This window comes from Kluyvera fluvialis, assembly GCF_059725275.1.
The window spans coordinates 1,755,335-1,768,368 of the sequence record NZ_AP046142.1; the positions used below are offsets into that span (position 1 = coordinate 1,755,335).

General features: G+C 54.4%; 10 protein-coding genes. 6 read left to right on the top strand and 4 right to left on the bottom strand.

Going from position 1 to position 13,034, the window contains the following annotated elements:
* Positions 1–112: 112 nt before the first annotated feature.
* The gene (gene cirA, locus AC6I4B_RS08425) at positions 113–2,092 is read left to right on the top strand and encodes a catecholate siderophore receptor CirA (RefSeq protein ID WP_497770959.1); all 1,980 of its coding nucleotides are present in this window, start codon (positions 113–115) and stop codon (positions 2,090–2,092) included.
* Positions 2,093–2,188: 96 nt separating this feature from the next.
* Here the strand turns inward: cirA and AC6I4B_RS08430 are convergent, their stop codons facing one another.
* The 3 genes from AC6I4B_RS08430 to AC6I4B_RS08440 are packed head-to-tail and all read right to left on the bottom strand — an operon-like array spanning position 2,189 to position 6,467.
* On the bottom strand, positions 2,189–3,382 hold the full coding sequence (locus AC6I4B_RS08430; RefSeq protein ID WP_497770961.1) for a glycoside hydrolase family 88 protein: 1,194 nt from the start codon (positions 3,380–3,382) through the stop codon (positions 2,189–2,191).
* A gap of 17 nt (positions 3,383–3,399) precedes the next feature.
* Positions 3,400–4,653, bottom strand: a complete 1,254-nt coding sequence (locus AC6I4B_RS08435; protein WP_497770962.1) for an oligosaccharide MFS transporter — start codon at positions 4,651–4,653, stop codon at positions 3,400–3,402.
* A 32-nt stretch (positions 4,654–4,685) separates the two neighbouring features.
* Complete coding sequence (locus tag AC6I4B_RS08440) at positions 4,686–6,467, bottom strand: DUF2264 domain-containing protein (protein WP_497770964.1); 1,782 nt, start codon at positions 6,465–6,467, stop codon at positions 4,686–4,688.
* 187 nt (positions 6,468–6,654) lie between these two features.
* Here AC6I4B_RS08440 and AC6I4B_RS08445 point away from each other — a divergent pair, with 187 nt between their 5' ends.
* Entirely contained in the window at positions 6,655–7,521 is an 867-nt protein-coding gene (locus tag AC6I4B_RS08445) for an AraC family transcriptional regulator (protein WP_497770965.1), read from the top strand.
* A gap of 4 nt (positions 7,522–7,525) precedes the next feature.
* Here AC6I4B_RS08445 and fghA read toward each other — a convergent pair whose 3' ends face one another.
* Positions 7,526–8,362 carry an S-formylglutathione hydrolase gene (gene fghA / locus AC6I4B_RS08450; RefSeq protein ID WP_497770967.1) on the bottom strand — a complete coding sequence of 279 codons (837 nt, stop codon included), beginning with the start codon at positions 8,360–8,362 and terminating at the stop codon, positions 7,526–7,528.
* Positions 8,363–8,500: 138 nt separating this feature from the next.
* On the opposite strand from fghA, the gene AC6I4B_RS08455 reads away from it, so the two are divergent.
* From AC6I4B_RS08455 to galS, 4 genes are all read left to right on the top strand, one after another.
* On the top strand, positions 8,501–9,649 hold the full coding sequence (locus AC6I4B_RS08455; protein WP_497770968.1) for a YbfB/YjiJ family MFS transporter: 1,149 nt from the start codon (positions 8,501–8,503) through the stop codon (positions 9,647–9,649).
* Between the two features lie 101 nt (positions 9,650–9,750).
* Positions 9,751–10,419, top strand: coding sequence for a GTP cyclohydrolase I FolE (folE, locus tag AC6I4B_RS08460; RefSeq protein WP_497770969.1), 669 nt, complete (start codon positions 9,751–9,753; stop codon positions 10,417–10,419).
* A gap of 21 nt (positions 10,420–10,440) precedes the next feature.
* Positions 10,441–11,598 (top strand): DUF418 domain-containing protein YeiB, encoded by a 1,158-nt coding sequence (yeiB, locus tag AC6I4B_RS08465; protein WP_497770971.1) that lies wholly within the window; start codon positions 10,441–10,443, stop codon positions 11,596–11,598.
* Between the two features lie 156 nt (positions 11,599–11,754).
* Positions 11,755–12,777, top strand: a complete 1,023-nt coding sequence (gene galS / locus AC6I4B_RS08470) for an HTH-type transcriptional regulator GalS (RefSeq protein ID WP_497770972.1) — start codon at positions 11,755–11,757, stop codon at positions 12,775–12,777.
* Positions 12,778–13,034 lie beyond the last annotated feature (257 nt).

Consider the following 13,034-nt stretch of genomic DNA (forward strand, 5'->3'; position numbering starts at 1 on the left):
AGGGACCAGCCACATCTGCGAAAAAAATAGGCCGCAATTCGTGGCTGTTAAGCAGTACTTGTGAGTAAGACCCTTTTGTTTTAATTCAGTGTTTACTTCATGGAGATATGGAATGTTTAGGTTAAACCCCTTCGTTCGGGGCGGGCTATGTGCGTCCGTAGTGTCCCTCGCTCTGCCTGTCAGCGCTGCTGATAATAATGAGGTTATGGTCGTTACGGCGGCTGCCACCGAACAAAGCGTCAAGGACGCTCCCGCCAGTATTAGCGTAATCACCCAGGAAGATTTGCAGCGTAAACCGGTGCAAAACCTGAAAGATGTGCTGAAAGAAGTGCCGGGCGTACAGCTCACTAATGAAGGGGATAATCGCCAGGGCGTGAGCATTCGCGGCCTGGACAGCAGCTATACCCTGATTCTGATTGATGGCAAACGAGTTAACTCTCGCAATGCGGTATTCCGCCACAATGACTTCGACCTGAACTGGATCCCTGTTGATGCCATCGAGCGTATCGAAGTGGTTCGCGGGCCGATGTCCTCGCTGTACGGTTCCGATGCGCTGGGCGGCGTGGTGAATATCATCACCAAAAAAATCGGCGCGAAATGGACGGGCAGCATCACGGCAGATACCACCTTGCAGGAGCATCGCGATCGTGGGGATACCTGGAACGGCCAGTTCTATACCGCAGGGCCGTTGATTGATGGCGTGTTGGGGATGAAAGCTTTTGGTAGCCTCTCTAAGCGTGAAAAGGACGATCAGCAGCCTTCCAGCACCAGTACAACCGGTGAAACGCCGCGCATTGAAGGCTTTACCAGCCGTGACGGCAACGTGGAATTTGCCTGGACGCCAAACGAAAGCAACGATATCACCGCCGGTTACGGTTTTGACCGCCAGGACAGGGATTCCGACTCCCTAGACCGCAACCGTCTTGAGCGCCAGAATTACTCGTTAAGCCACAATGGCCGCTGGGATCTCGGCACCAGCGAGCTTAAATATTACGGCGAAAAAGTCAGCAATAAAAACCCAGGCAACAGCAGCGCCATTACCTCTGAAAGCAACACTATCGACGGTAAATACGTGCTGCCGCTGGGGGCGATTAACCAGCTCGTCACCTTTGGCGGGGAGTGGCGACACGACAAGCTGACTGACCCGGTCAACCTGACGCGTGGAACCAGCAGCGAAACGTCGGCAAGCCAGTACGCGCTGTTCCTCGAAGATGAATGGCGTATCTTCGAGCCGTTGGCGCTGACCACCGGTATTCGTATGGACGATCACCAGACCTATGGCGATCACTGGAGCCCGCGTGCCTATCTGGTTTACAACGCTACGGATACGGTAACGGTGAAAGGGGGCTGGGCGACTGCCTTTAAAGCGCCATCCCTGTTGCAGCTTAGCCCCGACTGGGCGACAAACTCCTGCCGTGGCGGTTGCCGCATTGTGGGTAGCCCGGATCTGAAACCAGAAACCAGCGAAAGCTATGAAATCGGCCTTTACTATCAAGGCGAAGAAGGCTGGCTGGAAGGGGTGCAGGCGAATATCACCACCTTCCAGAATAACATTGAAGATATGATTAACATCAGCCGTACATCGAGCATCAGCGACGCGCCGGGTTACTCAAACTTCGTTGGCTTTGATAACGCGAATGGCCGCCGAGTGCCGGTGTTTGCTTACTACAACGTAAACAAAGCGCGTATTCAGGGCGTTGAGTCCGAGCTGAAAGTGCCGTTTGGCGACGAATGGAAACTGACGCTGAACTACACCTATAATGATGGTCGCGACCTCAGTAATGGCGGCAATAAACCGTTGCAGGAGTTGCCGTTCCATACCGCTAATGGGCGTGTAGATTGGGCGCCGGTGCAAGATTGGTCGTTCTATCTGGCGGCAAGCTATACCGGTGAACAGCGTGCGGTAAGCGCCACGGCGAAAACGCCTGGCGGCTATACCACCTGGGATCTCGGCGGCGCATGGCAGGCAACGAAAAACGTCCGTCTGCGTGGCGGTGTGCTGAACCTGGGGGATAAAAACCTACAGCGTGATGATTACAGCTATAACGAAGACGGTCGTCGCTACTTTATGGCCGTAGATTACCGCTTCTAATACTGTGAGTGCCTGATGGCGCTGCGCTTATCAGGCCTACAGGCATTGCGTTTGTAGGCCCGGTAAGCGTAGCGCCACCGGGCAATAACGCCGGAATTACCAGTAACTGCGCCAGTTTTGTGTGGCGCGGGTAATGGCTTCCATCAGGAAATAATCTCCCCAGCTACAGCACTCATCCACGCCCACATTACCTTTAAAATAATACACCGAATGCGCCAACAGCCCTTGCCCTGGCGTATGTTCGCGATTGACGTAGCCATCAATCATGTTGCCAATCATCCGCAGCGCCAGCGTTTCGTAGCTTTCTCGGTCTGGGTGCGTCACGGGCAGATGCTTAACCAACTCCAGCAGCGCGCAGGCGACAATCGCCGCCGCAGAGCTATCGCGCTCACTGGCTGGGTCGGTTAACGCCAGATCCCAATAACAGACAAGATCCTCCGGCAGACGGTTAAGATAATAATTCGCCAGCGTCTGGCTCAGATCCAACAAACGCTCATCGCCAGTGTATAAATAGTTAAGCAGGAAACCGTACACGCCCCACGCTTGCCCGCGCGCCCAGCAGGAATCATCGGCAAAGCCCTGATGGGTGTTGCCAAAGCGCGGCTCGCCGGTCACCACATCCATATACCAGGTGTGATAAGTCGAACCGTCCTCGCGCACAATATACCGGCGCGCGCGCTCAATGTGCTGCGTTGCCGCTGCCGCATATCGCGGGTCGCCGCTGGCCTGGCTTGCCTGATACAGCAACGGTAGGTTCATATTGCAGTCGATAATCATCCGCCCTTGCTGCTCTGGATTATTCAGCTCCCCCCAGGCCTGAATGATCCCGGCGGTTTCGTTGTAACGCTCCATCAACGCATCAGCGGCGAGCAGGGCGATATATCCGGCCTGACGATTACCGGTCAGCCGTTCCCCCGCCACGCACGACAGGCTATAGAGAAAACCCAGATCGTGGTGATTCGTATGATCGCGATTAATAATTCGCTGGCCGAATGAGTGAATATGCTGCTCTGCCAACGTGCGATATCCGTCATTCCCTGTCCATTCATAGGCCAGCCAAAGCTGCCCCGTCCAGAAACTGGTCGTCCATTCTATATTGTCGATAACCGGATACCGGCCGTTCTGGCAGGCGGCGTCGGGAAAGCGCAAGCCAAAATAGTCCGCGTTACTGTCAATGGCCTTTAGCAACGTGGGCATTACTGCGCGAATCTTACGGCCAATCTCGTCGCGTTCACCGGGGTTTAGTCGATGCAATGCGAGCGGTTCTTTAGCGATTTTTTCAGACGTCATGCGGTCATATTCCCGTTTTAATTAAGTACCTGGTGTTTAATTTCAGTCTGTTTGTGGCTGTGGCAAGCCGACAGCGTCAGGGCGGAGACACCGGTAAATATCAGCGCGGTGATGCCCATAATGAGATAGGTGTGTTCAAAGCCGATGCTCTGATAGGCGTAGCCCGCCGGCGGTGCGACCACAATGGAGCCAACATAAATCATCGCCTGGTAACCCAGCAGATACATGGTGGCGTTGATGCGTTTGTCGAAATGCTCGGCGATATACTTAAAGACTGAAACCAGAATCAGGGCAATTTCAATGCCATACAGCGGTTTTACCAGGCAGATAATCAGCGGGTCGCTGGTCAGGCCGGAGATAATCAGGCGCAGGCTGATAACCAGCCCTGTGAGCAGCATCCCCTGTTTTGCGCCGATACGGTTGATAATGCTCGGAACTAGCATCATGCCGAAAAACTCGGCGGCAGACTGGGCGGTGCTCATGTAGCCAAACATGGCGTTGCCTTCTTCTTTGGTGGCAAAGAAGGTGACGAAATAGCGCGAGAACTGTTGCTCGGCGATAAACATCATCCACGCCACACCGGCGATATAGAGCGCGAACATCCAGAATTTACGGTTAGCCAGCAGATGCAGCACGTCGGTGATAACAATTTTCTCTTTCGATAAAACGTTATTTTCTTCCTGGCCGAAGTGGTCAACTTTCAGCGTCAGTAACACGGCAAACATACACAGCGCCGATACGCTACTGATGACGAAGTTGATTTTGGGCGAGATGTTATAAAGAAAACCGGAGAACGATGATGCGCTAGCCCAGCCCAACGCGGCCCACATGCGAATACGCCCAAACTCCATGTTATACAAGCGGCTGAAGCGGTCTACGTAGGATTCTTCCGCCGCGACACCGGCGTACCAGCCGAGGCTAAAGAACAGCGCGCCGACAATCATCCCGCTAATAAAGTGGCTTTGCAGCATCGGCAAATAAACCCAGATAAAGAACGGGGCCATCAGCGCCGAAACAATACAGACAAAATAGAGCAGGTGTTTCTTCATGCCTATTTTGTCCATGATGTAGCCGTAAACCGGCTTGATAACCACCGCAAAAATGCCGTTGACGGCAAACACCGTGCCGATATCCACAGCGTCTAGCCCGGCTTTATCGCCAAGCCAGATGGCGTACAGGCCGAAACTTGCCGCCCAGGTAAAGGTAAACAGAAAAACAAAAAGACTGAGCTTTATATATGCCGAACGTATCGACTGAACTGGTGTAGTCATTGCGGTCTCCGCCGTCAATCAGAGGGTCAGTTTTATACAATCATCAGGCAGCGTTTATTGATAATGAGCTGCTGGGTATGGACATCAAAAACAAGGGTTTCTGGCATCTCCTGCACTGCGCCTGGGTCGGCGCTGACATAACAGGCCAGCCAGTGGGTTCCGGCGCTTATCTGCGCCGATAAACAAGGAATATCGGCGGGAGCCGAATACAGCAGGTTGCTATTAGGGGGCGTGGTGAGGGTCAACGCCAGGCGGTCACCGGCAAGATTGACTATCCGGCTGTAATCTTCAGTGGTTTCAAGCGTGACGCAATTAGCCTGGCGAGTCTGTTGTGTCAGGCGGTGATGGTTGGCGGCAAAACCGCCCTCTACGCAGTGAAGCGTGCGCGGGGTATCGATGCGATGAATACGAACGTGACCGTCTGGCAGGGCAATAAGCCAACTGGTGACGTTAACTTCAGGCCACGGACGCCAGGTGCTGCGCACCCAGGACTCCGTTACCTGCACGCTATCGCATTCGCGCCGCCCACGATAGTAATCATCGCCGTGGCTCAACAGCAGCATTGAGTCTGCGGCGGCGTGGTTCAGCCCATAGCGCCCGCGCTCCAGGGTAAAGCCAAAGTGGCTGGAGTAGGCGAACTTGCCGTATTTTTGCTCGAAGTTAACAAAGTTATTTTTGTCGAACTGACCGGACATCAACATCCAGGCATGGCGGTTTTCAGCGCTATGCACGATGATTTGCCCCGCTTCAGGAATAGGGTGAATGGCCTCCAGCGCGGGTAGCGGCTCGCACTCGGCTTGCCAAAACGCGCTCTCCTCCGGCAGCGCCAGTATCAGCATCGCTTTCAGCCCCCAGTACGGTGAACCTGGGCTGTTGTAATCTTCGGCCATGATTAAATTTGGATAGGCGTAGCCAATCGAAAACAGCCCATCAGCACCGATAAACGGCTGCGTGAGCCAGTGGTCGATATGGCGCAAAATCAGCCCTTTAATTATGCCGGGGGTGAACACGTCAAGCCCGGTAAAAGCGACCGCACTCCAGAACGCGACCTGCACAAAGCGATATGTCAGGCTACGACCAAACGGGATCGCGTCGCCCTTGGCGGTGAAGTAGTAACCGTAATCGCGGGCAAATTGCTGCGCGCGCTGGCGATAACGCAGGCAGCGCTCCGGGTCGATATCCTGCATAAAGTGGCTGTACAGCAGGCTGTAGAAGTGAAAACCGCTAGAGATATAGTAATCGCGCGGTTTGCCATGCCCGTCGCAGTACCAGCCATTGCCTAGCCAAAACGGCTCAATGGCATCCAGATGGCGGTTGATAACCGCCATGTCGTACTCGCGGCCAACGCACTTTAGCCCAACCTGAATCAGCACCGGGAAAAAGTGCCAGTTGTTATCAGGAACCGCCACGTTGGCGCTTTGACAAAGCCAGTTAACGAGGTTGTCCCGGCTTACGTTATCCAGCGACGCCCATAGCCCACTGTGCGGCAGCGCCAGCCCGAGGCCAAACGCCGCCATCTCTACGCAGCGCTGATCGTTGTCGCCGACATCCCCCCAATAACCGGGGTGCTGCGGGTCACAGCCATGACGAATACCCTCGATAAATTTGTCGTGCCATTGCGGCGTCACGCCGCCGTTGACCAGTGGAAATACGCCCCACAGCAGACGAATAAAGCCTTCCATTCCGGCGACATCGTCCGGGTACTGCGCGGCGGTGTCGCCCGCATGAAGCCGGGTGCAATCTGTCGATAAATGAGGAATAGCGGCTGCGACCCACCGCTGTACTAACGCACTGTATTCTGTCTTCGTCCGCATAGTGAAACCCTGTTTCAAACCGTTGATGGCGAGCGAATAATAGGAATTTGGTGCGGTAGACAAATGTGATTGTGCTCTTACTTTTGCGTATGTCTGGTAATTAAAATTAATTTTATGGCGTAACTTAGGGCAAAAGTTTTATTTCGATGATGAAAGTTTAAGTTTATTAACATGCGAGGCTAACGCGGTGGCGCATTCTCAGCGAACGGAAGACACAACCTATCTTGAGCAGATCCATCTCAACGATAAGTCGATCTATTTCAACCGGATGCAGAATATGCCCGCTAACTATTATCACTGGCATCAGTGTGCGGAAATTTTGTCGGTGTCACGCGGGGTGGGCATTGCGCTGATGGAGCACCAGCAATATACGGTGAAGCCGGGGCGGTTATTTATTTTCCCGCCAGGCAAACTCCACAAAGTGTATGTCGAGCAAGATGATCGCAATGTTTATCATCGTACCACGCTGCACTTTAACCCGTTGCTGCTGGAGCCGTGGCTGCGCGATTTCCCGCGTCAGCAAATGCTGTTGCGCCAGTTGTGCGGGCGCGGTGAGAAGGCGCGAGTATTTGACGTTGGCGACCTACAGCCAGTGATTGAAAGGCTGTTACAACGCTTTGAAGAATTGACCCGCGACGAGAGCTGGAGCACCAGCGATAGCGCGTTTTTAATTATGCAGCTCATTAGCCTGCTGCCGCAGCAAGAGCAGGCGGCAGGGCACAATACCTTTTCATCGACCATTATTCGCTGGCTGGAAACGCACTACCACGAGCGCTGTTCGCTGGATGATATTGCGGCGGTGATGGGCTGTTCGCGTGGGCATACGTCGCGCCGTTTTCATGATGAAACCGGCGGCACGATTCAGGAATATTTAACGATGCGGCGAATTCGCCAGGCCTGTGAATTTTTGCTGCATTCACAGCATTCGGTAAAAGAGATTGCCACTATGGTCGGGTTTACCGAATACGCTTGGTTTATTACCTGTTTTCGTAAAAATATGGGCAAGACACCGCTGCAATATCGCAAGGCGTATCCCTACACCTTGCCTGAGTGATGGGTTATTTCAGCAAATATTGCGCGTGGAAACGCAGGTGATCTTCAATAAACGACGCAATAAAGTAATAGCTATGGTCATAGCCTGGCTGAATGCGTAGCGTCAGCGGCCACTCTTTTTGCCGGGCGGCTTCGGCAAATACGGCTGGCTGGAGTTGGTCGGCGAGGAACTGGTCGTTATCGCCCTGGTCTATCAGCATGGGAATGGCGTCTTCACGACGGCTGGCGAGCAGCAGTTCGCAGCTATCCCATTGCGCCCAGCGGGATTTATCGTCACCCAAATAGGCGGCAAAGGCTTTTTTACCCCACGGCACCTGGCTTGGGTTGACGATGGGCGCGAACGCCGAGGCGCTGCAATATTTACCCGGATTTTTCAGCGCCAGCATCAGCGCGCCGTGTCCACCCATCGAGTGACCGCTAATTGCGCAGCGTGCGCTAACGTTAAATTGCGCCTGAATTAACGCCGGAAGCTCATCGCGCAAATAATCGTACATCTGATAATGCGCCGCCCACGGAGACTCGCTGGCGTTGAGATAGAATCCTGCTCCCTGGCCTAAGTCGTAACCGGCGTCATTCGCGACACCGTCACCGCGTGGGCTGGTGTCGGGCATCACCAGCACAATTCCCAGCTCAGCCGCCACACGTTGTGCGCCCGCTTTGGTGGTGAAGTTTTCATCGTTACAGGTCAAGCCCGAAAGCCAGTACAGAACCGGTGGCGGTGTTTTTTTGCCTTCAGGCGGTAAAAACAGGCTAAAGGTCATTGGACAATTAAGTGTGGCAGAATGGTGCTGCCAGCGCTGTTGCCAGCCGCCATAACAGCGGTGCTCTTCCAGCATTTCCATGCGGGCTCCTCGCAGTTTTGGTCAGAATTGATTGTCCCATCATACAGATAATTCACCGACGGTGAGTAACTTTCACTTCCGCATAACACCTATATGTTGCATCATTGTGATAACTTTTATTTTACATTTGAGGCATTCATGCCGGTACGTATTGCGCTAAGCGGGTTCCTGGCGCTGGTCGCCACTATTGGCATTGGCCGGTTCGCCTTTACGCCGCAAGTGCCGTTGATGATAGCGGAAGGGCAGCTCACGCTGACCAGCGCCGGACTTGTGGCGGCACTGAACTACCTGGGATATTTGCTGGGCGCCTGGGATGCCATGCGGGCGCACCGTGGCGTGGAAATTCGGCTGTATCTCGGCATTGCGGGCGCGGTGGCGCTCACGTTTCTCTCCGCGCTGGTGGATAACGCCTGGCTGCATGGCCTGCTACGGCTGGTGATTGGCGGTATGAGCGGCTGGGGGATGGTGCTGACGGCGGCGTGGGTGAACGAGCGCCTGGCGCACTTCGCAAGACCAGGCCTTAGCGCGGCGGTATTTGCCGGGCCGGGGGCAGGCATTGCGCTTAGCGGGCTGCTGGGGGGGTTTATTCATGCGCAATCGCTGAGTGCGGCGGCGGGATGGCAGCTTTATGGTGTGCTGGCGCTGGTTTTGGTGGCGTGGATTGCGCGCTGGCTGCCGCGCCCTGGCGAACTGCACCGCAGCGGCGAAAAGCCGCAACCGCTGGTGTTAACCACGAATCTGCGGCGGCTGGTATGGAGCTATAGCCTGGCGGGCTTCGGCTATATTCTGCCAGCGACCTTTTTATCGCAAATGGCGACACAGCGTTTTCCAGATAGCCTGTTCGCCCAGTTTATCTGGCCGGTATTCGGGCTGGCGGGGGCCGCCGGTATTGTGCTGAGTATTATCATGCGAAGGTTAGGGCACTCTTATCAGCGGCTGGCGGTGGTATTGTGGCTGCAAGGGCTGGGCGTGTTGTCGGCCTGGCTTCTGCCGGGTATCAGTGGCCTGGTCACTGGCGCGCTGTTAGTGGGCGGCGGTTTTCTGGCGGCGGTACAACTGTCATTATTATATGGTCGTGAACTCGCGCCGCAGCATTCGCGCTATATGGCGGGGCTGCTAACCACCGGTTATGCCCTTGGGCAATTAGTGGGGCCAATGACTTCGGCTATTTCCACGTGGCTCACCCAGCGGCTGGAGCCTGCGCTGGGGATTGCCGCCATTGCGCTGTTGATAGGCGGAGCACTGGTCTGGCGTCCACAGGCTGAAAGGCAACAACGATTGCAATAATTATCACTACGAATACTGGATTCTGTGCGCCGCCTCACGCACAATGAGGACGAACTTTGCCCCCAGAAAAGCAAAGCGCCACACCTGCAGGAGAAAAAAAGATGTCATCACTGAGTAAAGAAGCGGTACTGGTTCATGAAGCGCTGGTCGCCCGTGGTCTTGAAACGCCGTTGCGCCCGCCGGTGCGCGAAATGGATAATGAAACCCGTAAGCGACTGATTACTGGACATATGACCGAGATAATGCAACTGCTGAATCTCGATTTGAGTGATGACAGTCTGATGGAAACGCCGCATCGCATTGCCAAAATGTATGTGGATGAGATTTTCTCTGGCCTCGATTACGCTAACTTCCCGAAAATCACCGTCATTGAAAACAAAATGAAAGTCGATGAAATGGTGACGGTGCGCGATATCACCTTAACCAGTACCTGCGAGCACCATTTTGTGACCATCGACGGTAAAGCGACCGTGGCTTATATCCCGAAAGATTCGGTGATCGGTCTGTCGAAAATCAACCGTATCGTGCAGTTCTTCGCCCAGCGCCCGCAGGTGCAGGAGCGGTTAACCCAGCAGATTCTGACCGCGCTGCAAACGCTGCTCGGTACTAACAACGTGGCGGTATCTATTGATGCGGTGCATTATTGCGTGAAAGCACGTGGCATTCGCGACGCCACCAGTGCGACCACCACCACATCGCTCGGCGGCCTGTTTAAGTCTAGCCAGAATACCCGCCAGGAATTCTTGCGCGCGGTGCGTCACCACAACTAATACGTTAGCGGAGCAGGGTACATGGAGCGGAACGTCACGCTGGATTTTATTCGCGGCGTTGCCATACTCGGTATCCTGCTGCTGAATATTAGCGCCTTCGGTTTGCCGAAGGCGGCCTATCTTAACCCTGCCTGGTACGGCGAGATTACCTCGCGCGATGCCTGGACGTGGGCCATTCTCGACCTGTTCGCACAGGTCAAATTTCTGACACTGTTTGCTCTGCTGTTTGGCGCGGGGTTGCAGCTTTTGCTGCCGCGCGGTACAAGGTGGATCCAAAGCCGTTTAACGCTGCTGGCATTGCTGGGGTTTATTCACGCGCTGCTGTTTTGGGATGGCGATATTCTGCTGGCCTATGCGTTAGTTGGGCTGGTGTGTTGGCGACTGGTACGTGAAGCCCGCGACGTCAAAGCGCTGTTTAATACCGGCGTGATGCTGTACGCCATTGGTGTTGGCGTATTGATATTGTTGGGATTGATAGCGCACTCTGGGCAGAGCCGCGACTGGATCCCCGATGCCTCGAACCTGTTATACGAACATTACTGGAAGTTGAACGGCGGTTTTGAAGCTATCAGCAACCGTTCTGATATGCTTTCAGCAAACCTGTTAGCGCTGGGGGTGCAGTATGGCTGGCAGCTTGCGGGAATGATGCTGATAGGCGCGGCACTGATGCGCTGCGGCTGGCTAAAAGGGCAGTTTAGTCTGCGTCACTATCGCCGCTGTGCCGCCGTGTGTATTACGCTCGGTATCCTGATTAACCTGCCTGCGATTATTACCCAGTGGCATCTGGACTGGGACTACCGCTGGTGTGCGTTCCTGCTGCAAGCCCCGCGTGAAATCAGCGCACCGATTCAAACGCTGGGCTACGCGGCGCTGGCTTATGGCTACTGGCCGCAAATCAGCCGTTCTCGGCTGGCGGCGGCGGTGGTTTGCGTTGGCCGCATGGCGCTCAGTAACTATCTGCTACAAACGCTTATCTGCACCACCTTGTTCTATCACTTTGGCCTGTTCATGAAATTTGACCGCCTGACGCTGCTGGCGTTTGTGGTACCGGTTTGGCTGGTCAACCTCGCTTTCTCGCTGCTGTGGCTGCGTTATTTCCGTCAAGGGCCGGTTGAATGGCTGTGGCGACAATTGACCGCAAAAGCATCAGGAATATCATTCCGCAGTACATTTAGATAACGATCTGGATCACAACCATTAACAAAATGGATGTAACCGTTTCCATCGCTGTGACCCTTCTCACGTAGTTGCCGTAAACACACTGCCAGAATAGCGCTCTTGCTGGACATAGGAGGTGTAACGTGAACTGCAACTATTTTCTACCGGGCGGTGAGTATGGTTACCATTCGTGATGTTGCCCGCCAGGCGGGCGTTTCTGTTGCGACGGTTTCACGGGTGCTGAACAACAGCGCATTGGTGAGCCAGGAGACCCGTGACAGGGTGATGGGCGCAGTTACCGCCCTGGGTTATCGCCCGAACGCGAATGCACAAGCGCTAGCAACGCAGGTCAGCGATACCATTGGCGTGGTGGTGATGGATGTCTCGGATGCCTTTTTTGGCGCACTGGTGAAAGCGGTCGATACGGTTGCCCAACAGCATCAAAAATATGTCCTTATCGGCAACAGCTACCATGAAGCAGAAAAAGAGCGTCATGCCATTGAAGTGCTGATCCGCCAACGCTGTAGCGCGCTGATTGTCCACTCCAAAGCCTTAAGCGATCGGGAATTAAGCGAGTTTATGGCGCAAATGCCTGGCATGGTGTTAATCAACCGTATCGTTCCTGGCTACGCTCATCGTTGCGTGTGTCTTGATAACGTCAGTGGCGCGCTAATGGGCACACGAATGTTACTGAGCCACGGTCACCAGCGCATTGGCTATCTCGCTTCGAGCCATCATATTGAAGATGATGATATGCGCAGGGAAGGGTGGACGCGCGCGCTTCACGAGCAGGGGATTATTGCCGCTGAAAGCTGGGTCGGGACGGGCACGCCCGATATGCCGGGGGGAGAAGCGGCGATGGTAGAACTGCTTGGGCGCAACGCCGGGCTGACGGCGGTATTTGCCTATAACGACAGCATGGCGGCCGGGGCGCTCAGTGCGCTGAAAGACAACGGTATTGCCGTGCCACAGCAGGTTTCAGTGATTGGTTTTGATGATATTCCGATAGCGCGCTACACCGATCCGCAGCTCACCACTGTGCGTTACCCGATTATTTCAATGGCAAAACAGGCGACGGAACTGGCGCTACTGGGGGCGGCAGGCAAGCTTGATAGCGAGGCTACACACTGTTTTATGCCGACGCTGGTGCGGCGTCATTCGGTCGCTCAGCGGCAATTTGTGCATCCCATCACGAACTAAGTTGTTAACCGTATGTAACCGTTTTCAATCTGTGAGTAATTTCACAGATCGTTAACATTGCCATCGCTATGATGGCAGCGTTTGTCAGGCTGAAACACAATGTAACGGTGATTAATCACTTTTTATAGCGTGTGCACGCTGCAATAACAGTTTAAAGCGTACTCTGGATCGTTACCCTACACGGAAGAACAAAGTTTAATCAGTGAATTTCGTCGGGTAGTAACATTCAATTAACGTTACCCGCCGACTATTGACAC

What these genes read in the sequence shown, in the direction of transcription:
- cirA (WP_497770959.1), top strand. Translation starts at nt 113, where the DNA reads ATGTTTAGGTTAAACCCCTTCGTTCGGGGCGGGCTATGTGCGTCCGTA.
- AC6I4B_RS08430 (WP_497770961.1), bottom strand. Translation starts at nt 3,382, where the DNA reads ATGACGTCTGAAAAAATCGCTAAAGAACCGCTCGCATTGCATCGACTA.
- AC6I4B_RS08435 (WP_497770962.1), bottom strand. Translation starts at nt 4,653, where the DNA reads ATGACTACACCAGTTCAGTCGATACGTTCGGCATATATAAAGCTCAGT.
- AC6I4B_RS08440 (WP_497770964.1), bottom strand. Translation starts at nt 6,467, where the DNA reads ATGCGGACGAAGACAGAATACAGTGCGTTAGTACAGCGGTGGGTCGCA.
- fghA (WP_497770967.1), bottom strand. Translation starts at nt 8,362, where the DNA reads ATGGAAATGCTGGAAGAGCACCGCTGTTATGGCGGCTGGCAACAGCGC.
- AC6I4B_RS08455 (WP_497770968.1), top strand. Translation starts at nt 8,501, where the DNA reads ATGCCGGTACGTATTGCGCTAAGCGGGTTCCTGGCGCTGGTCGCCACT.
- folE (WP_497770969.1), top strand. Translation starts at nt 9,751, where the DNA reads ATGTCATCACTGAGTAAAGAAGCGGTACTGGTTCATGAAGCGCTGGTC.
- yeiB (WP_497770971.1), top strand. Translation starts at nt 10,441, where the DNA reads ATGGAGCGGAACGTCACGCTGGATTTTATTCGCGGCGTTGCCATACTC.
- galS (WP_497770972.1), top strand. Translation starts at nt 11,755, where the DNA reads ATGGTTACCATTCGTGATGTTGCCCGCCAGGCGGGCGTTTCTGTTGCG.